This is a genomic window from Achromobacter xylosoxidans (assembly GCF_002192695.1).
Taxonomy (GTDB): Bacteria; Pseudomonadota; Gammaproteobacteria; order Burkholderiales; family Burkholderiaceae_B; genus Achromobacter; species Achromobacter xylosoxidans_C.
The window spans coordinates 50,012-68,991 of the sequence record NZ_MTLG01000117.1; the positions used below are offsets into that span (position 1 = coordinate 50,012).

An 18,980-nucleotide genomic window follows, 5' to 3' on the forward strand; every position below is an offset into this window, starting at 1 on the left:
TTTCCACCGTAGCCGGACCGCCAACGATATGAGCAATCCTCAAACACCCTCCCGCCGCGTCGGCGTCATCGGCCTGGGGGCCATGGGCGCGGGCATCGCGCAAAGCCTGCGCCGGGCCGGCCACGACGTGCACGTATACGACATCCGCAAGGAGGCGGGCGCGGCATTCGCGGCGCAGGGAGGCGTGGCCTGCGCCACCCTGGCCGAAATGGCGGCCGCCTGTGACATTGTCATCAGCGTGGTCGTCAACGCCCAGCAGACCGAGGAGGTCCTGTATGGGGCGGGCGGCCTTGCCGCCGCGCTGCGCCCCGGGGCGGTGTTCGTGATGTGTTCCACCGTGGATCCCAATTGGTCGATCGCGCTGGAGGCAAGGCTCCAGGAACAGGGCATCCTGTACTTGGACGCGCCTATCTCGGGCGGCGCCGCGCGCGCGGCCTCGGGCGAGATGACCATGATGACCGCCGGCCGCGCGGCCGCCTACGATGCCTGCGGCGCGGTGCTGGAATCCATGGCCGGCAAGGTCTACCGCCTGGGCGACCGCGCTGGCGCGGGCAGCAAGGTCAAGATCATCAACCAGCTGCTGGCGGGCGTGCACATTGCTGCCGCGGCGGAGGCCATGGCGCTGGGCCTGCGCGAAGGCGTGGACGCGGATGCCCTGTATGAAGTGATCACGCACAGCGCGGGCAATAGCTGGATGTTCGAGAACCGCATGGCCCACGTGCTGGCGGGCGACTACACGCCGTTTTCCGCAGTCGACATCTTCGTCAAGGACCTGGGGCTGGTGCTGGACACCGCCCGGCATACCCGCTTTCCCTTGCCGCTGGCCTCCACCGCGCATCAGATGTTCATGCAGGCCTCCAGCGCTGGCCACGGCCGCGAGGACGACAGCGCGGTGATCAAGATATTCCCGGGCATCGACCTGCCGGAGGCCAAATGAGCATCAAACTGGGCTGCATCGCCGATGACTTCACCGGCGCCACCGACCTGGCCAACAACCTCGTGCGCGCCGGCATGCGCACGGTGCAGACCATGGGCATACCGGACGAACCGCTGCGCGGCGAGACGGACGCGGTGGTGGTCGCGCTGAAGACCCGCACGCTGCCCGCGGCGGAGGCCGTGGCGCAGTCGCTGGCGGCGCTGGAGTGGCTGCAGGCGCAGGGCGCGGAACAGATCTACTTCAAGTACTGCTCCACTTTCGACAGCACGCCCGAGGGCAACATCGGGCCGGTCGCCGATGCGCTGATGACACGGCTGGGCACGGATTTCACCATCGCCACGCCGGCCTTTCCGGACAACAAGCGCACGGTGTTCAAGGGCTATCTGTTCGCAGGCGACGTGCTGCTGAACGAATCGGGCATGCAGCACCATCCGCTGACGCCCATGACCGATCCCAACCTGGTGCGCGTGTTGTCCGCCCAGACCTCGCGCCGCGTCGGCCTGATCGACTATGGCGTGGTGGCGCGCGGCAGCGAGACCATCCGCGCCCGCATCCGGGAATTGCAGGCGCAGGGGGTCGAGATCGCCATCGTGGATGCGGTGTCCAATGATGACCTGCTGGCATTGGGGCCGGCGCTTGCCGGCATGCCGCTGGTGACGGCGGGCTCGGGCGTGGCGATCGGACTGCCGGGCAACTGGGGCTTGACGGCGGCGTCCGCGCAAACGCGGCAAGCGCGCGCGCCAGGCATGCAGGCGGTGGTGGCGGGCAGTTGCTCGGCGGCTACCAATGGCCAGGTGGCCGCGTTCATTGAAAGCGGCCGGCCGGCCCTGGCGTTGGACCCGTTGCGGCTGGCGGCCGGCGATGATGTCGTGGGAGAGGCGCTGGCCTGGGCCGAGGCGCGCATCGACGACGGTCCCGTGCTGGTCTACTCCACCGCGCAGCCAGAGCAGGTGCGGCAGGCGCAGGGCGAGCTGGGCGCCGCCCGCGCAGGCGCCATGATCGAGGAGGCCATCGCGCGCGTCGCGGTGGGGCTGGTTGAACGCGGCGTGCGGCAACTGATCGTGGCGGGCGGCGAGACTTCCGGGGCGGTGGTGCAGGCGTTGGGACTGCGGCAGATCGCCATCGGCGAGCAGATCGATCCCGGCGTGCCCTGGTGCTCGGGCCATGCTTCCGCGGCGCACGTCGACATCCACATCGCGCTGAAGTCGGGCAACTTCGGCACGCGGGATTTCTTCATCAAGGCATTCGGCTAGGCGCCTATCCGCGCCCGCCAGGCTCAGCGGTGCGCCTGGCTCAGCCGCTTGGCCGCATTCACCATGTGTATGCGCGCGGCCTCGCGGGCGCCATCCACATCCTTGCCGCGTATGGCTTCGACGATGGCGATGTGTTCCTGCAGCACGGCGCGCATGAGGCTGGCGTGGCGGGCCTCGTTGGCGCGCGTGACGCGCGTGGCCGCTTCCAGGAACTGGCTGACGAAGGCCAGGGTCGTCAGGAAATAGGGGTTGCCGGTGGCGCGGGCGATGCTGCGATGGAAGGCCACGTCTTCCTGCACGCCGTCGCCGCCGTTTGCCACCGCCTGCGAAATGGCGGCCAGCGCGGCGTCGATCTCCACCATGTCCTGCTTCTTGCGTACCGCCGCCGCCTGCGCCGCGATCTCGGTTTCCAGCGCGCGCCGCAGGTCGACGATATGCAGCACGGCATCCAGCGAGGATAGATCGGCGGCATCGATGCGCAGGGCGCGGTTGCCGGACTGGCCGGTAACGTACACGCCGCTGCCTTGCCGGGCTTCCACGACGCCGTCCTGCCGCAGGCGCGACACCGCTTCGCGGATGACCGTGCGGCTGACGCCGAACTGCTCCGCCAATGCGCTTTCCGTGGGTAATTTTTCTCCGGGCGGCACGCGGCCCTCGTCGATTTCGGCGAGCAGGCGCTTGGCGACCGTGTCGGTCAGCGTGGGAGGGGTGGGGAGCCGGGGAAATACCATCGCCGTATGATACTGCGGGCCCTCGTGACGCGGACGTGGCGGCGTGTCCTTGGCTCTGCACGCACCCGCCCAGCGGGGCGCTAGGCGATGCCGTCGCGCGTGTCCAGATACTGCAGGAAACTCTGGTCTGCGGGGCTCAGCCCGCCCTGTTCGTGGCGGACCAGATAGACGGGCAAGATGACTGGCGCAAGAGGCAGTTCGGCCAGGCTGGCGTCTCCTGCGGCCAGGCGGCGCGGCAGCGCCCCGATGCCGGTGCCGGCGCGCACCAGAGCGGCCAGCGCTTCGCCGTCCGGCGCTTCCGCCACGGTCGGACCTTCCAGGCCGGCGCGGATGCGATGCATGGAGAGCGCGGCCAGCGGCGAACCCGCTTGCTCGCCTTCATAGCCTAGCACCGGTGCGGCGCGCAGGTCATCGGCGGGCGCGGGAGCGCGGACGTAGTGGCTCATTTCCTGGTCGAACAGTTTGCGCTGCACCAGCACCGGACGGGCGTCGTGCGCGGACACCACGCCCAGCGCGGCGTTCTTCTGCGCGAGCTGGCCGAGGATGTCGTCGCAGGTGCCGCGCCTGAAGCGGAACCGCACCAGCGGATAGTCCTGCCGGTAGGCGGCGATCAAACCGGGCAGTTCCGGCCAGTGGACATGGCCGCTGAGGTGCAGGGTGACGATGCCCTGGATTTCGGCATGGGCCGCGTCCAGCGCGTTGGGCAGGGCCGTGACGACGCCGTAGATGTCGGCGCAATGGCGGTACAGTACTTCCCCCGCGGGGGTGGGCTGGAAAGCGGCAGCGCCGCCGCGTTCGATCAGGCGCCGCTCCAGGCGTTCTTCCAGGCGACGCAATGCCGCGCTGACAGAAGGCTGCGTCACTGACAGGCGGTGGGCGGCCAGCGTGATGCTGCGTTCCTGCACGATCACCATGAAGGTGCGCAGCAGGTTCCAGTCGAGCTGGTTGGCGAACTTGTCCAAGAGAGCGGTCATGCCGGGCGACTCATATCAGCTGCATTTTTACCATCTTGCGCCATGCCTTGCCGCCCGCGGTCACGCTGGCGCATAGAGGTGGCAACGCACCTCGTGCGCATGGCCGGTGGCGTACAGGGCGGGCTGAGCGGCGCCGCAAAGGCCGGCGATGGCCTTGCCGCAACGCGAGGCGAAGGCGCAGCCGCGCGGCAGGTCGATGGGCGAGGGAATGTCGCCTTGCAGCGTGATGCGGCGCGCGGGCTGGCGGCCTTCGGGAACGGGGATCGCGTCGATCAGCGCCTCGGCGTAGGGGTGACGTGGTTGGACGAAGACGTCTTCGGTGGGCCCCTGCTCGACGATGCGGCCCAGGTACATGACCGCCACCCGCGGGCATAGCGCTCGGATCACGGCCAGGTTGTGCGAGATGAACAGGTAGGAAAGGTTGAAGCGCGACTGCAGTTCCTTCAGGAACGACAGGATCTGCGCCTGCACTGAAACGTCCAGCGCCGAGGTCGGTTCGTCCAGAACCAGCAGCTTGGGCTTGAGCGCGATGGCGCGGGCGATGCATACGCGCTGCTTCTGGCCGCCGGAAAGTTCGTGCGGGTAGCGGCTGAGGAACTGGGCAGGCAGCCCAACCATCTCCATCAATTCGGCCGCCTGCGCGCGCAACCTGGCGCCACGCAAGTCCGTATGCAGGATCAGCGGCTCCGACACGCTGCGCTGGATGGTCATGCGCGGGTTCAATGCGGAATGCGGATCCTGGAAGATGAATTGCACCGAACGCCGCAAGGCGCGCAGGTCGCGCGGACTTAGCTGGGTGACGTCGCGGCCATCAAAGTGGACGCTGCCGAGGGATGGGTCCAGGGCGCGCGCGCACAACCGGCCCAGGGTGGACTTGCCGCAGCCTGATTCGCCCACCAGGCCGAGCGCCTGGCCCGGCTCGATCGCCAGGTTCACGTCGCTGACCGCGTGCAGCACGCGCCCGTCGTTCAGGCGGAAATCACGGGAAACGGAGCGCAGTTCAAGCAGCATGGGTGGCAGTGCCGTAGGCGTGGTCTTGCGCCAGCAGGAGACAGGCGGCGGTGTGGCGGGGAGCTAGCGTCAGAGTGGGCGGCCGTTGCTGCGCGCAGGCGGGCACGGCTTGCGCGCAGCGCGCCTGGTAGCGGCAGCCCGTGGGCGGATGCAGCAGATTGGGTACCGTGCCGGGTATGCCAGCCAGGGCTTGCGCCGGTCTGCGCGGATGCGGCACCGAGGCCAGCAGGCCGCGCGTATAGGGATGGCGCGGGTTGTCGAACAGGTCTTCCACGGGCGCCGTTTCGACGACGGTGCCCGCGTACATGACGGCCACTCTGTCGCACACCCGCGAGATCACGCCCAGATCGTGCGAGATCAAAAGGATGGCCAGACCCAGGTCGCGCCGCAGTTCGTCCAGCAAATCCAGGATCTGCGCCTGGATGGTGACGTCTAGCGCCGTCGTGGGCTCGTCGGCGATCAGCAGCGACGGCGATCCCGACAGGGCCATGGCGATGAGCACGCGCTGGCGCTGTCCACCCGATAGTTGGTGCGGATAACGTTCCAGCTGCGTGTCCGGATTGGGCAGATGCACGCGTTCCAGCATCTCGGCAGCGAGCCGCCGGCGCTGGCTGCCGGAGCGCCGTTGGCTGCGCGGCTGGCCTGCGTCGTGCGCCGCGATCACCGCCGACATCTGGTCGCCGATGGTGAAAAGCGGGTTCAAGTAGGTCATCGGATCCTGGAAAATCATGGAGATCTCCACGCCACGGATCCGGCGCATGGCGGCTTCGCCGATGCCCAGCAGGCTCTGGCCGCGGTAGCGCAGGTCGCCGCTGACGATGCGTGCGGGCGGACTGGGAACCAGGCCCAACACGCTTTTCGCAGTTACGGACTTGCCGCAGCCGGTTTCGCCCACGATGCCCAGGCTTTCGCCGGCGGCGATGCTGAGCGTGACGCCGTCCAGCGCCTGGTAGCTGCCGTCGAAGGTATCGAAGTGCAGGCGGAAATCGTCGAATTCCAACAGGGGAGCATTCATGCCCTCAGCTCCTTTGCTTGGGATCGAGCACATCGCGCAGCCCGTCGCCGATCAGGTTGAAGCCCAACACCGTAAGGTAGATGGCCAGCCCTGGGAAAGCCGAGTACCACCACCATTGCGGCAGGTAGTTGCGGCCCACCGAGATCATGGCGCCCCACTCGGGCGAGGGCGGCTGAGCGCCCAAGCCCAGGAAACCCAGGCTGGCCGCGCTGAGGATGGCCATGCCCATGTCCATGGACGCCTTGATGACGATGGGCGACACGCAGTTGGGCAGAATGTGGACGAACACGATGCGCAAGGGGCCCGCGCCCATCATGCGGGCCGCGTCGATATAGACCTCGCCCTTCAGGGACAGGGTCTTGGCCTGCACCAGCCGCACATAACCCGGCCACCACACCAGCGACAGCGCGATCATGGCGTTCAGGATGCCAGGGCCCAGCGCGCCCACGATGGCGATGGCCAGCACCAGGCCCGGCACCGACAGGAAGATGTCGGTGACGCGCATGATCAGTTCCTGCACCCGGCCGCCGAAGTAGCCGGCGATGACGCCCAGCGGCACGCCGATGAGCGCGGCGATGCAAGTGATGGTGAGGCCGATCTGCAGCGAGGTGCGGGCGCCGAGAATGACGCGCGACAGCACGTCGTTGCCCATTTCGTCGGTGCCGAACCAGTGGGTGGAACTGGGCGGCAGCAGCTTCTGCGCCAGCTTGACGGAGCCGGCGGCGTCTTCGGGATAGGGCGCGAGCCAGGGGGCGAACAGCGCCACCAGCAGGAATGCGATCACGATGACCAGGCCCAGCATGGCGGACTTGTTGCGCGCGAAGGTGGCCGCGTACAGGCGCAGTTGTCTGGACAGGCCGTGCTGCGTGCGCGGCGGCGGGGAGATGGCCGTGGTGGACATAGGACTCTAGCCTTGATGACGGACCCTCGGGTCCAGCATGCCGTAGATGATGTCGATGATGAAGTTGATCAGCATGAAGCTTGCGCCCAGCACCAGCGTGACACCCATGATGGGCTGGAAATCGGAGTTCATGGTGGCTTGCACCGCATACAGGCCGATGCCGGGCCAGTCGAACACCGATTCGATCAGCACGGTGCCGCCCAGCATCCAGCCGAAGCGCAGGCCTATCATGGCCAGCGTGGGCAACATGGCGTTGCGCAGCGCGTACTTGGCGATCACGCGCCAGGGCGCTACCCCGTGCGCCCGCGCCGCCACGATGTAGTCTTGCCTCAGCACTTCCAGCATTTCCGCGCGGTTCACCCGGATGATGGAGGCTAGCGCGGGAAACGCCAGCGCCAGCGCCGGCAGGATCATGTAGCTGAGCGCGGAAACAAAGGTCTCGAAGTCGCCGCGCAGCAGGCTGTCGATGGTGTAGAAGCCCGTGAAGGGATCCGGCGGACTCGCCAGCATGTCCAGTCGGCCCCCCAGCGGCAGCCATTCCATGTGCTGCGCGAACAGGTATTTCAGCAGCAGGCCCAGGGAGAACATCGGAAATGCCACGCCGGAGGTCGATAGCAGCCGGATCAGATGGTCCGGCCAGCGGTTCTGCGTCGCCGCCGCGATGGTGCCCAGCGTCACGCCGCCGACGATGGATAGCAGGATCGCGAAGCTCACCAGTTCCAGCGTGGCGGGGAAGTAGCGCAGCAGATCCTGAAACACTGGCCGCGTGGTGGTGATGGAACGTCCCAGGTCCCCATGCAGCACGCCGCCCAGGTAGTTGCCGAATTGCACCAGCACCGGCCGGTCCATGCCGTATTCGGCGCGGATGGTCTGCACCATCGCCTCGGTGGCGTTGGGGCCGGCCGCCAGGCGCGCGGGATCGCCCGGCGCCACGTGCGAGATCGTGAAGGTGATGGCCAGCAGCCCGGCCAGCATCAGCAGCATGAAGGCCGAACGTTTGAGTATGAAGCGCAGCATGACGCCTGTATTTCCTAGCGGCCGATGTACAGCGGGTAGAGATCGAACTCGCTGGCCATGCGGATCGGCGAATCCAGCAGGCCCTGCACGTAGTCGCGGGAGGCCGTGGTGCGGTCGCGGATCATGCCAAAGATCTCGGGCTGGTCGGCGACGATGCGACGCTGGATCTCTTCGTACAGCGGCTGGCGCTGCGGCCAGGCCGACAGCGTGCGGGCGCGGTCGATCAGCGCGAACAGTTCGGGGTCATCCAGGAAGTGCGTGCCGTAGTACTGGCCCCAGGAACCCTTGTGATACATGTAGGCCACGGATTCCGGATCGATCGACATCACCGAGGTGAATGACGCGAAGATGTCCGGCGAGGTCTCGACCTTGGCGCCGCGCGCCACCATGTTGGGCCAGGTCAGCGGCACCATGCGGATCGTGATGCCCAAGGGCTTGAGATTGTCGATCAGCAGCAGACCCATCTGGCGTTCTTCTTCCAGGCCTTGCACGTACACGTACTCGAGCTCGATGCCGCCTTGCGGCCACTTCGACTTGCCCATGTAGGCGCGCGCCTTGTCCATGTCGCGGCGAGGCATGTCCGGCACCGCGATATGGCCCTGCACCGACGGCGGGAACGGGCTGTCCATCAAGCGGGCCTTGCCGTTATAGATCTTCAGCAGCGAGTCGTAGTCGAAGGCGTAGGCCAGGGCGCGCCGCAGGTTCAGGTCGGAGGTGTATTTGCCCTGCGTATTGAACTTGAGACCGAAGCCGCCCATGCCGGGCTTGCGGCCGATCTTGACGCCCTTGACCGTGGCGAGCTGGTCGATGTCTTCCGGCGACAGGCTGCCGGCGATGTCGATCTCGCCACGCGCCAGCGCGGCGCGGCGGCTGGAGTTCTCGGTGATGACGCGGTAGATGATGCCGCCCAGGCGCGCTTTCTCGGGTTGGGGCCAGCCCTTCCAGTAGTCGTTCCAGGTTTCCAGCTCGTAGAGCGAGTTCGGTTCCACGCGCTTGACGCGGAACGGGCCGGAGCCGGCGGTGTGCTCGGTCAGCCATTGCTGGCCATAATCGCCGTTCTGCTCGTGCGCCATCGCTTCCTTGACGTTGACCACGTACCACCAGGGCACCAGTCCCAGGAATGCCGCATAGGGTCGGGTCAGCTTGAAGCGGATGGTCTGGGGATCGTCGACCACGATGTTCTCAGCCTTGAGGAAGTCCGAGAACATCCAGGCGGGGCCCTTGTTCAGCTTCAGCGTGCGCTCGAACGAGGCTTTTACCGCGGCCGCATCCACGGGATCGCCATTCTGGAACTTGGCGCGCGGATCGAGCTTGAAGGTCCACTCGGTGGCGTCCTCGTTGGCAGACCACGAGGTGGCGAGCCAGGGCTTGAGCTCCGGCGGGTCGCCCTCGTACTTCAGCAAGGCGTCATACGTGGCTTGCTGGATGGTGCGGATGGACAGGTCGTACTTCTGGGCCGGGTCCATCACGGACACGGCCTGCTGGCCGCCGATGACCAGTATGCGCTTGCCGTTCGAGGTCTCGAACGCATGCGAGGCCGCCGGCGCGCAGGCGATGGCCGCTGCCAGTAGGAAGTTGCTCAGGCGTTGCCGCATTGGTATTTCCCCTTGTATATCGCTCGCCGGTTGGTGCCGGAAACCGTGGCCTGATATTTGCAGATGCACCACCCGGCGGCAAATAAATACGAAGAATGCGGCACATAGGTTCAACACATGCAGGGCGCATGATTTGGGTCTATGCGCGTCATGCGCATATTCAATTTGCCCGGCCTCTTTCTCGCGAAGTAAGGTTTGCTTCCCATCCCGGTTCCCTTCAGAACACATCGAACCATGCTATCTGTAGCCGCAAGCACAACCACCGGAACGCGCGTCGTATCCGCCGAAGAGATGGAAGCCCTGGCCGTGGGCGCCTGGATTCTGGGCACTGGCGGCGGCGGCGATCCCTACCAGAAACTGCTGAACATGCGACAGCTCTACAAGAAGGGCTATCGCGCGTCGCTGTTGGACCCCATGTACCTGAACGACGACGACCGTGTTGCGGTGGTGTCGGGCATGGGTGCGCCGCTGGTCGGACAGGAGCGCCTGGCCGATCCGCATTTCGCGGTCAAGCCGGTGCGCATGATGGAGGAGTATTGCGGAGCGCGCTTCCGCGCGATCATGGCCTTGGAAATCGGCGGCGGAAACGGCCTGCAACCCTTCATGGTGGCAGCGCTCATGGGGCTGCCGGTGGTGGACGCGGACAGCATGGGCCGCGCCTATCCCGAAGCGCAGATGACCAGCTTCGCCGCCAACGGCTTGCCCATGTATCCGCTGGCCGTGGCCGACATCCGCGACAACGAAGTTATCGTCACGCGCGCGGCCTCGGCCACATGGGTGGAGCGCCTGAGCCGCAAGGTGGTGGTGGAAATGGGTTCCACCGCTGCCACCTGCAAGACGCCGCGCAGCGGCAGCGAAGTGAAAGACCACGGCATTCTCTATACCGTCAGCAAGGCGATTCGCCTGGGCGAGGTGGTGCTGCGCGCGCGGCGCCAGCATGACGACGTGATCGGCGCCGTGCTGCAGGAAACCGCTGGCAAGCGCATGTTCACCGGCAAGGTGGTGGACGTGGAGCGCCGCACCACCGCAGGCTTTCTGCGCGGCTGCGCCATCCTGGAGGGCTTGGGAGATGACCGCGGTTCGCGCTACGCGCTGCATTTCCAGAACGAATTTTCGGTGGGTGAGCGCGACGGCGTGCCCGAGGTGATGACGCCGGACCTTATCTGCGTGCTGGATTCGGTCAGTGGCGACGGCATCGGCACCGATGTGCTGCGCTTCGGCCAGCGCGTCAGCGTGCTGGCCTTGCCCGCGCCGTCCGTGTTTACCACGCCGCGCGGCCTGGAATTGGTGGGGCCGCGGGCTTTCGGCTTCGACTTCGACTATCGCTCGGTCTTCGCATAGAAACTTGATATGAAACACATCGGCATCGACGTAGGCGGCACCAACACGGACGCCGTATTTGTGCGGGACGACCAGGTCCTGGGCGCCGTCAAGTCACCCACCACCGCGGACGTGACCACGGGCGTGCGCCGCGCCCTGGCGGCGCTGATCCAGGCCTGCCCCGAGGCTGGAAACCCGGACGCGGTGATGATCGGCACCACGCACTTCACCAACGCGGTGGTGCAACGGCGCGATCTGGAGCCGGCAGCGGCGCTGCGCGTCTGCCTGCCGGCGGCGGCCTCTTTGCTGCCGTTTTGCGACTGGCCCGAGGATCTGGCGCAGAAGGTCAATGGTGGCACCTACCTGGTGCAGGGCGGCCACGAATTCGACGGCCGCGAGCTCATGCCGCTGGACGAGGCGGCCGTGCGCGACGCGGCCCGCGCCATTCGCGCGTCGGGCGTCTCCACCGTCGCTATCAGCGGCGTGTTCTCGCCCTTGATCGGCACGGCCGAACTGCGCGCGGGCGAGATCCTGCTGCAGGAACACCCGGACTGCCGCATTACTTACTCGCACCAGTTGGGCCGCATCGGCCTGCTGGGCCGCGAGAACGTGGCACTGCTGAACGCGACCCTGATCGATCTGGCGCACAAGACCACAGACGCCTTCGTCCAGGCGCTGGCAGACAGCGGCATCCGCGCGCCGCTATTCCTGACACAGAACGACGGCACCGTCACGCTGGCGGAGAACGCACGCGACTTCCCTGTGCATTCGTTTGCCTCCGGCCCCACCAACTCGATGCGCGGCGCGGTCTTTCTGGCCTCGATCAACGATGCCGTAGTGTGCGACGTGGGCGGCACCACCGCGGACGTCGGTTGCGTGCAGAACGGCTTTCCGCGCCAGGCCAACAATATGGTCGAGGTGGGCGGGGTGCGCACCGCGTTCCGCATGCCTGACCTGCTGTCCATCGGCGTGGGCGGCGGCACGCTGGTCGACCCGCGGACCTTGCAGGTCGGTCCCGTCAGCGTGGGTCACCGGCTGTTGGAAGAGGCGCTGGTGTTTGGCGGCAAGCAACTCACCTGCACCGACATAGCCGTGGCCGCGGGTCTGGCCGATATCGGCGACCGTTCACGCGTGGCCCATCTGGATGCTGCGATGGTGCGTGGCGCGCTGGCGCGTATCCACGAGGCCATTTCCGAGGCCTGCGATCGCATGAAGAGCGACGCGCGTGACGTGCCGCTCATTGCGGTGGGCGGCGGTTCGGTGCTGATCCCCGACCAGGTGCCGGGATTCTCGGAAGTGGTCCGGGTGGCGAACCACGCTGTCGCCAACGCGGTCGGCGCAGCCATCGCCCAGGTGTCCGGGGAAGTGGACCAGATCTTCACCAACATGGGCCGCGAAGAACTGCTGGAGCGCGCGCGCTCCATCGCGGTGGAGCGCGCGGTTGCGGCGGGCGCGGACGCGCAGACTGTCACCGTCATCGAGCAGGAAGACATCCCCTTGGCCTATCTGCCAGGCAATGCCGTGCGGGCGCGGGTGAGGGTGGTGGGCGAGATCGCGGGCCGGACGCACTAGTCCGCCGCGGGCTCCTGCCCGCGCAGCAACCAAGGCGGCCGGCTGGCCGCCCGACATCCGGCCGGCAGTGGCGTTCACTGCTGGCCTTTTTGCATTTTTGCGCATGGAGAAGGCGAGGCTACCGGCAATCTGTCTTCCCTAGAATTCGAAATGTTATATCATTCGTTAATTATTTGGTACGTTATAACATTTGAAAGAGGGCGATGATGAATGGCAAGAAACTGGGGTGGCGGGGCAAGCGCGGCGGCCGGGCTGCCTTGCGGGCGGGGCGCCGGGGCGCGCTGAAACCCCTGGTCTGCGCGCTGATGCTGGCCGCGCCCGCGGCGCAGGCCGAGGAAGCCGCGGCGGACCGCGCGGCCGCCAAGACGCTGGCGCCGATCACGGTATCCGCCAACCCGTTGGGACTGGACCTGAACAGCACCACCTTGCCGGCCTCGGTGCTGGAAGGCGACGCGCTGATCGAGCAGCGCAACGGCACCCTTGGCGACACGCTGAAGAACCTGCCCGGCGTCAATAGCGACACCTTCGGCGGCGGCGCCAGCCGCCCCGTGATCCGCGGCCAGACGGCGCCGCGCGTGAAGGTGCTGTCCGACGGTTCCGAGGTGATGGACGCGTCCAGCATTTCTCCGGACCATGCGGTGACGGTGGAGCCGCTGCTGGCCGAACGCATCGAAGTGCTGCGGGGGCCGGCCACGCTGCTGTATGGCGGCGGCGCGATCGGCGGCGTGGTCAATGTGGTGGATAAGAAGATCCCGACGGCGGTGCCGGAAAAAGGCATAGAGGCCGAGGCCGAGCTGCGCGGCGCCACCGGCACCAAGGAGCGCGCGGGCGCGGTGGGTATCACCGCGGGCGAAGGACAGTTCGCGGTGCGCGTGGAGGGCCTGAAGCGCCGCACCAGCGACTACGACGTGCCGGATTGGCCGGGCGGCAAGCTGGAAGGCTCGTACAGCGAGTCGACGCAGGGCACGGTGGGCATGTCCTGGATCACGCCGCGCGGCTATGTCGGCCTGGCGTTCACGCATCTGGAAAGCAAATACGGCCTGCCCGGACACAACCACGAATACGAAGGCTGCCACCCGCACGGCACCCATCTGCATTGCGGCGGCCATGACCATGACCACGACGAAGCAGGCCACGATCACGACCATGAGCACGAACATGGCGGCGTGCCTTACGTGAAGCTGCGCAGCAATCGTCTCGATCTGCGCGCCGAGTACCAGGACCCGTTCGCGGGCTTCGAGAAGATCCGCGTGCGCGGTGGACTGACCGACTACCAGCACGACGAGATCGAAGGCGGCGAGGTCGGTACCCGCTTCAAGAACAAGGGCTACGACCTGCGCGTGGAAATGCAGCACAAGCCCATCGCAGGCTGGCGCGGCGTGGTGGGCGTGCAGAATGCCTACAGCGATTTCCGCGCCGATGGCGAAGAGGCGTTCCTGCCGCGCAGCAAGACGCGCTCCTACGGCTTGTTCGTGCTGGAGGAATACCAGCTGAACGACTGGCGCTTCGAATTGGGCGCACGGCAGGACTGGCAGCGCATCTCGCCTACCGGCGGCGCGCAACGCAGCAGCCTGTCGGGCACGTCCTTGTCGGCCGCGGCCATCTGGGACTTCGCGCCGCAGTATTCCGTGGCCCTGTCGCTGTCGCGCTCGCAGCGCCTGCCGACCGCGCAAGAACTGTATGCGGACGGTGTGCACCTGGCCACCAACACCTACGAGCTGGGCAATCCGGACCTGGGCCGCGAGACCTCGCACAACATCGACCTGACCTTGCGCAAGCACTCGGGCGACACGACGTTCTCGGCCAGCGTGTTCCACAACCGCGTGAAGAACTACATCTATGCCAACACGCTGGACCGCTACGAGGATTTCCGCCTGATCGAGTACACCCAGCGCGACGCGGAGTTCACGGGCGTGGAAGGCGAACTGCGCCACCAGTTCACCCCGGTGTTTTCGGCTGCGGTGTTCGGCGACTACGTGCGCGGCAAGCTGACGGGCGGCGATGGCAACCTGCCGCGCATCCCCGCAGGCCGTGCCGGCGTGCGCGCCGACATGAAATGGCAGCAATGGTCGGGCGGCGTGGAGTACGCCCGCGTGTTCGCCCAGAAGGACATTGCCGCCTACGAGGAAAGCACGCCCGGCTACAACATGGTCAATGCGGTGGTGGCCTATCGCGGCCAGTATGGCGCCACGGGCTACGAGGTCTACCTGCGCGGCACCAACTTGCTGAATAAGCTGGCGTACAACCACGCGTCCTTCATTTCGACGGTGGCGCCGCTGCCGGGGCGCAGCGTGCTGCTGGGTGTGCGCATGACGTACTGAGGCAGGGAAATACGCGGCAGCAGCGGAGACGGACACCCCGTCTCCGCTTTTTTTTGCACGAACGCCGATGCCGGGGCTGGCGCCATGGCGCCCGCTCAGGGCTGGCGCTTGCTCAGGTGGTTCACGAAGAGCTTGGCGGCAGTGGGCAGTGCGTCGAAGGAGCGCACGCAGATCTGGATCTGGCGCCGCGCCCAGGGTTCGGTCAGAGGAATGATGCGGATGTCGAACATGGCCGAGTAGCGGCGCGCGATGTCCAGCGGCAGCACGCCTATGCCCAGCCCCGAATTCACCATGAAGCACAGCGCGTCGAAACCGGTGACCTGCACCTTGAGCTGTATGTTGCGCTTCTCGTCGCTGGCGGCGTTGGACAGGATGCGGTTGATGGCGCTGCCGCGGTGCAAGCCGACGAAGTCGTGTTCCAGCGCGTCGGCGAAGCGAAAGCCCGGCTTGTCCTGCAGGGGATGGTCGGCGGGCACCACCAGTGCCAGCGTGTCCTCGCGGTAGGGGTGGATCTCCACGTCGTGGTCCGGCGCAGTGCCCGAAAAGATGCCTACGTCGGCTGCGTTTTCGGCGACCGACTTGATGATGGTCGAGGTGATTTTCTCTTCCAGGTCGACCTGCACGTTGGGGTAGTCGTTCAGGAAGAGCTTGATGTCCTGGGGCAGGAACTGCGTGATCGCGGAAATATTGGCGTGCACCCGGATGAAGCCGCGCAGGCCGCGCGAGTAGTCGCGCATGTGCACCGAGATTTCATCGAGTTCATGCAGGGCGCGCCGCGCCATGGTGGACAACGCGATGCCGGCCGGCGTGGGGCGGATGCCCTTGTTGGTGCGGATGAGCAGCCGGATCTTGAGGTTCTCTTCCAGCTCGCTGATCCGCTTGCTGATGGCGGCCGCGGCGATGTGCTCGTGCTCGGCCGCCGCGGCGATGGTGCCTTGCTCGACCACGCTGATGAAGAGCTTGAGGGAGGTGGGATCGAGACGCATGGGGGACGGACGGGAAAGCGGACGAGACGGTCCATTGTAGCCACGGACGGGCTTGTCATCGCGGATGGTGATGGCGGCATCGCTAATGACTGCTGTTGCGCAGGCCGGCGCCAGGGCTATCCTCCCCAAAAAATTTCGCCCGGCCCCATAGCGCGGACCGTGCGGAGCATGACGGATGGAGCGCGAGACAAATGAATCTGCAGAATAGCCAGCTGCTACGGCAGCAGGCCTACATCGGCGGCGCCTGGTGCGACGCCGACAACGGCGCCACCATCACGGTGCGCAATCCCTTTGACGCCAGCGCGCTGGGCACGGTGCCCAATCTGGGCCAAGCCGAGACGGCCCGCGCCATCGCGGCGGCCGATGACGCCCTGCCGGCCTGGCGGGCCAGGACGGGCAAGGAGCGTGGCGCCATCCTGCGCAAATGGCATGCCTTGATCGAGGCGCACGCCGACGACCTGGCGCTGCTGCTGACGCTGGAGCAGGGCAAGCCGCTGGCCGAAGCCCGCGGCGAACTGAATTACGCCTTGTCCTTCGTCGAATGGTTCGCCGAAGAGGCCAAGCGCGTCTATGGCGACGTGTTGCCCCATACCCGCGGCGACCAGCGCATGCTGGCCGTCCGGCAGCCCGTGGGCGTGTGCGCGGCCATCATTGCCTGGAACTTTCCCTCGGCCCTGGTCACGCGCAAGGTCAGCCCGGCGCTGGCCGCCGGTTGCACGGTGGTGCTCAAGCCGTCCGAACTGACGCCTTTCACCGCGCTGGCACTGGCCTGGCTGGGCGAGCAGGCCGGCATCCCGCCCGGCGTGCTCAACGTGGTCATCGGCGACCCCGCGCCCATCGGCACGGAGCTGACGCAGAACCCCACGGTGCGCAAGCTGACCTTCACCGGTTCCACCCAGACGGGCCGGCTGCTGATGCAGCAAAGCGCTTCCAACATCAAGAAGCTGTCGCTGGAACTGGGCGGCAACGCGCCCTTCATCGTGTTCGAGGACGCCGACCTGGACGAGGCCGTGCAAGGCCTGGTGCTCTCCAAGTTCCGCAACGCCGGCCAGACCTGCGTCTGCGCCAACCGCGTCTACGTCCATGCCAGCGTCGCCGACGCCTTCAACGACAAGCTGCTGGCGGAAATCCGCCGCATGAAGGTGGGCGGCGGCCTGGAAGAAGGAGTCACGCAAGGGCCGCTGATCGACCAGCGCGCCGTGGACAAGGTGGCCCGCCTGGTGGATGACGCCACCGCGCGCGGCGCGCGCCTGTTGGCGGGCGGCAAGCTGCGCGCACACGGCACCCTGCTGTATGAGCCGACCCTGCTTGCCGGCATCACCGACGCCATGGAACTGGCGCACGAGGAAATCTTCGGCCCGGTGGTGGGCATCAGCACCTTCGAATCCGAAGCCGCGGTGCTGGCGCGAGCCAACGACAGCGCCTCGGGTCTGGCCGCCTATTTCTATACCGCCAACCTGGAACGGGTCTGGCGCATGATGGAAGGGCTGGAGTATGGCATCGTCGGCGTGAACACCGGCGCCGTTTCCAACGAGGTCGGTCCCTTCGGCGGCATCAAGGAGTCGGGCGTGGGCCGAGAGGGCTCCAAGTACGGCATCGAAGAGTTCCTGGAAATCAAGTACGTCTGCCTTGCCGGCAAGTCGTTCAACGCGATTCCCTGACGTACGCGGATCCAGACATGAGCCAAGCACAGCCTTCTCTCCGCGACGCGGATCAGTTCGACTATGTGATCGTGGGATCCGGCGCGGCCGGTTCCATCCTGGCCAACCGCCTGAGCGCGGACGGCTCCACGGTCTGCGTGCTGGAGGCCGGCCCGCCGGACCGCAGCCCCTATCTGCACATTCCCGCCGGCTTTATCAAGGCGGTGTTCAACAAGAAGTACGCCTGGCAGTTTTCCAGTGAGGGCACTGCGCAGACCAACGGCCGGCGCGTGCCGATTCCGCAGGGCCGTACCCTGGGCGGTTCGACCTCCATCAACGGTCTGGTCTACAACCGCGGCCAGGCGGCCGACTTCGATCATTGGGCCGCGCTGGGCAACACCGGCTGGTCCTATGACGAGGTGCTGCCGTACTTCAAGTCCATGGAGCGGCGCGTGGGCGGCGACGACCGCTACCGCGGCCGCCAGGGCGAGCTGCCGGTCACGGACATAGACTGGATCCACCCCCTGTGCGAGGCCTTCATCGCCGGCGCGGTGGAGCAGGGAATCCCGCGCAATCCCGACTACAACGGCGCGGATCAGGCCGGCGTGGGCTACTTTCAGCGCACCATCGACCGTGGCTGGCGCATGAGCACGGCCAAGTGCTTCCTCAAGCCCGCCATGGGCCGCAAGAACCTGGAAGTGCGCACCTACGCGCAGGCGACGCGCATCCTGTTCGACGACGGCAAGGCCGCCGGCGTGGCCTATTGCCATCCGGCTCATCCCTCGCAGGTCCGCGCGGCGCGCGCGCGCCGCGAGGTGATCGTGTCCTGCGGCGCAATCAACACGCCCAAGCTGCTGCAGCTATCGGGCCTGGGGCCGGCGGAGCTGCTGCGCCGGCACAACATCGACGTGGTGTGCGACCTGCCGGGCGTGGGCGAAAACCTGAGCGACCACTATTCGGTGCGGGTCGTGGCGCGCGTGAAGAACAGCCAGACCATGAACCAGCTGGTCAAGGGCCTGAGCCTGGCCGGCCAGATCAGTCGCTGGATGATGAAGCGGCCCAGCATCATGGCCCTGAGCCCGTCGCTGCTGCATTACTTCTGGAAGTCCACGCCCGACCTCGCCTTGCCGGACCTGCAGGGCGTGTTCACGCCGGCCAGCTACAAGGAAGGCTATGTGGGCATGTTGGATGACTTCCCCGGCATGACCGCGGGTGTCTGGCAGCACCGCCCCGAGAGCCGCGGCCAGGTGCGCATCCGTTCGGCGGATCCGCTGCAGGACCCCGTGATCCTGGCCAACTACCTCGAAAACGAGCGCGACCAGATGACGCTGGTGCGCGGCATCCGCCTGGCGCGGCAGCTGCTGCGTTCGCAGGCGCTTTCGCAGTATTTCGACAGCGAAGTGCTGCCCGGTCCGCTGTGCGAATCCGATTCCGAATTGCTGGACTTCGCGCGCCGCTATGGCGTGTCGTCGTATCACGTCAACGGCACGGCCCGCATGGGCCAGGCCGACGACAAGTACGCAGTGGTCGACCCGCAGCTGCGGGTGCACGGCGTGGGCAATCTGCGCGTCATCGATTCCTCGGTGATGCCGGCCATGCCGTCGGCCAACATCTGCGCGGCCACCATGATGATCGGCAACAAGGCCGCCGACCTCATCAAACAATCCTGAATTGCCAATCAGCGGTCACCAGAGTGATCCAGAAGGA

Annotated in this window: 15 protein-coding genes; 7 read left to right on the forward strand and 8 right to left on the reverse strand. The window is 66.7% G+C overall.

Annotated elements, in window-relative coordinates; genetic code table 11:
• The first annotated feature begins 28 nt into the window (after positions 1-28).
• Both ltnD and otnK read left to right on the forward strand, forming a co-directional pair.
• A complete protein-coding gene (gene ltnD / locus BRO63_RS29325) occupies positions 29-937 on the forward strand; it encodes an L-threonate dehydrogenase (RefSeq protein WP_088143151.1) in 909 nt (302 codons plus the stop codon).
• On the forward strand, positions 934-2,190 hold the full coding sequence (gene otnK / locus BRO63_RS29330) for a 3-oxo-tetronate kinase (protein ID WP_088143152.1): 1,257 nt from the start codon (positions 934-936) through the stop codon (positions 2,188-2,190). Before ltnD ends, otnK begins: the two co-directional genes overlap by 4 nt.
• Positions 2,191-2,213: 23 nt before the next feature.
• Here otnK and BRO63_RS29335 read toward each other — a convergent pair whose 3' ends face one another.
• From BRO63_RS29335 to BRO63_RS29365, 7 genes are all read right to left on the reverse strand, one after another.
• The gene (locus tag BRO63_RS29335) at positions 2,214-2,921 is read right to left on the reverse strand and encodes a FadR/GntR family transcriptional regulator (protein WP_088143153.1); all 708 of its coding nucleotides are present in this window, start codon (positions 2,919-2,921) and stop codon (positions 2,214-2,216) included.
• An 80-nt stretch (positions 2,922-3,001) separates the two neighbouring features.
• Positions 3,002-3,895: a LysR family transcriptional regulator gene (locus tag BRO63_RS29340; RefSeq protein WP_088143154.1), complete on the reverse strand. Its 894-nt coding sequence runs from the start codon at positions 3,893-3,895 to the stop codon at positions 3,002-3,004.
• A gap of 60 nt (positions 3,896-3,955) precedes the next feature.
• On the reverse strand, positions 3,956-4,906 hold the full coding sequence (locus tag BRO63_RS29345) for an ABC transporter ATP-binding protein (RefSeq protein ID WP_088143155.1): 951 nt from the start codon (positions 4,904-4,906) through the stop codon (positions 3,956-3,958).
• Positions 4,896-5,921 carry an ABC transporter ATP-binding protein gene (locus tag BRO63_RS29350; protein ID WP_088143156.1) on the reverse strand — a complete coding sequence of 342 codons (1,026 nt, stop codon included), beginning with the start codon at positions 5,919-5,921 and terminating at the stop codon, positions 4,896-4,898. Before BRO63_RS29350 ends, BRO63_RS29345 begins: the two co-directional genes overlap by 11 nt.
• Before the next feature lie 4 nt (positions 5,922-5,925).
• Complete coding sequence (gene nikC, locus BRO63_RS29355; RefSeq protein WP_088143157.1) at positions 5,926-6,822, reverse strand: nickel transporter permease; 897 nt, start codon at positions 6,820-6,822, stop codon at positions 5,926-5,928.
• A gap of 6 nt (positions 6,823-6,828) precedes the next feature.
• On the reverse strand, positions 6,829-7,839 hold the full coding sequence (locus tag BRO63_RS29360) for an ABC transporter permease (protein WP_088143158.1): 1,011 nt from the start codon (positions 7,837-7,839) through the stop codon (positions 6,829-6,831).
• Between the two features lie 14 nt (positions 7,840-7,853).
• Positions 7,854-9,434, reverse strand: a complete 1,581-nt coding sequence (locus tag BRO63_RS29365) for an ABC transporter substrate-binding protein (protein WP_088143159.1) — start codon at positions 9,432-9,434, stop codon at positions 7,854-7,856.
• Positions 9,435-9,668: 234 nt separating this feature from the next.
• On the opposite strand from BRO63_RS29365, the gene BRO63_RS29370 reads away from it, so the two are divergent.
• The 3 genes from BRO63_RS29370 (at position 9,669) to BRO63_RS29380 (ending at position 14,647) form a co-directional block, all read left to right on the forward strand.
• Positions 9,669-10,775 (forward strand): DUF917 domain-containing protein, encoded by a 1,107-nt coding sequence (locus BRO63_RS29370; RefSeq protein ID WP_088143160.1) that lies wholly within the window; start codon positions 9,669-9,671, stop codon positions 10,773-10,775.
• Between the two features lie 9 nt (positions 10,776-10,784).
• A complete protein-coding gene (locus tag BRO63_RS29375; RefSeq protein WP_088143161.1) occupies positions 10,785-12,326 on the forward strand; it encodes a hydantoinase/oxoprolinase N-terminal domain-containing protein in 1,542 nt (513 codons plus the stop codon).
• Positions 12,327-12,631: 305 nt separating this feature from the next.
• A complete protein-coding gene (locus BRO63_RS29380; RefSeq protein ID WP_256943437.1) occupies positions 12,632-14,647 on the forward strand; it encodes a TonB-dependent receptor in 2,016 nt (671 codons plus the stop codon).
• A 95-nt stretch (positions 14,648-14,742) separates the two neighbouring features.
• Here BRO63_RS29380 and BRO63_RS29385 read toward each other — a convergent pair whose 3' ends face one another.
• Positions 14,743-15,633 carry a LysR family transcriptional regulator gene (locus BRO63_RS29385; RefSeq protein WP_088143162.1) on the reverse strand — a complete coding sequence of 297 codons (891 nt, stop codon included), beginning with the start codon at positions 15,631-15,633 and terminating at the stop codon, positions 14,743-14,745.
• A gap of 191 nt (positions 15,634-15,824) precedes the next feature.
• On the opposite strand from BRO63_RS29385, the gene BRO63_RS29390 reads away from it, so the two are divergent.
• Positions 15,825-17,294 (forward strand): NAD-dependent succinate-semialdehyde dehydrogenase, encoded by a 1,470-nt coding sequence (locus BRO63_RS29390; protein WP_088143163.1) that lies wholly within the window; start codon positions 15,825-15,827, stop codon positions 17,292-17,294.
• A gap of 17 nt (positions 17,295-17,311) precedes the next feature.
• Entirely contained in the window at positions 17,312-18,943 is a 1,632-nt protein-coding gene (locus tag BRO63_RS29395; protein ID WP_088143164.1) for a GMC family oxidoreductase, read from the forward strand.
• Positions 18,944-18,980 lie beyond the last annotated feature (37 nt).

Bases quoted from the DNA above. Each gene is read 5' to 3' on its own strand.
- ltnD (WP_088143151.1), top strand. From the start codon at position 29: ATGAGCAATCCTCAAACACCCTCCCGCCGCGTCGGCGTCATCGGCCTG.
- otnK (WP_088143152.1), top strand. From the start codon at position 934: ATGAGCATCAAACTGGGCTGCATCGCCGATGACTTCACCGGCGCCACC.
- BRO63_RS29335 (WP_088143153.1), bottom strand. From the start codon at position 2,921: ATGGTATTTCCCCGGCTCCCCACCCCTCCCACGCTGACCGACACGGTC.
- BRO63_RS29340 (WP_088143154.1), bottom strand. From the start codon at position 3,895: ATGACCGCTCTCTTGGACAAGTTCGCCAACCAGCTCGACTGGAACCTG.
- BRO63_RS29345 (WP_088143155.1), bottom strand. From the start codon at position 4,906: ATGCTGCTTGAACTGCGCTCCGTTTCCCGTGATTTCCGCCTGAACGAC.
- BRO63_RS29350 (WP_088143156.1), bottom strand. From the start codon at position 5,921: ATGAATGCTCCCCTGTTGGAATTCGACGATTTCCGCCTGCACTTCGAT.
- nikC (WP_088143157.1), bottom strand. From the start codon at position 6,822: ATGTCCACCACGGCCATCTCCCCGCCGCCGCGCACGCAGCACGGCCTG.
- BRO63_RS29360 (WP_088143158.1), bottom strand. From the start codon at position 7,839: ATGCTGCGCTTCATACTCAAACGTTCGGCCTTCATGCTGCTGATGCTG.
- BRO63_RS29365 (WP_088143159.1), bottom strand. From the start codon at position 9,434: ATGCGGCAACGCCTGAGCAACTTCCTACTGGCAGCGGCCATCGCCTGC.
- BRO63_RS29370 (WP_088143160.1), top strand. From the start codon at position 9,669: ATGCTATCTGTAGCCGCAAGCACAACCACCGGAACGCGCGTCGTATCC.
- BRO63_RS29375 (WP_088143161.1), top strand. From the start codon at position 10,785: ATGAAACACATCGGCATCGACGTAGGCGGCACCAACACGGACGCCGTA.
- BRO63_RS29380 (WP_256943437.1), top strand. From the start codon at position 12,632: ATGCTGGCCGCGCCCGCGGCGCAGGCCGAGGAAGCCGCGGCGGACCGC.
- BRO63_RS29385 (WP_088143162.1), bottom strand. From the start codon at position 15,633: ATGCGTCTCGATCCCACCTCCCTCAAGCTCTTCATCAGCGTGGTCGAG.
- BRO63_RS29390 (WP_088143163.1), top strand. From the start codon at position 15,825: ATGAATCTGCAGAATAGCCAGCTGCTACGGCAGCAGGCCTACATCGGC.
- BRO63_RS29395 (WP_088143164.1), top strand. From the start codon at position 17,312: ATGAGCCAAGCACAGCCTTCTCTCCGCGACGCGGATCAGTTCGACTAT.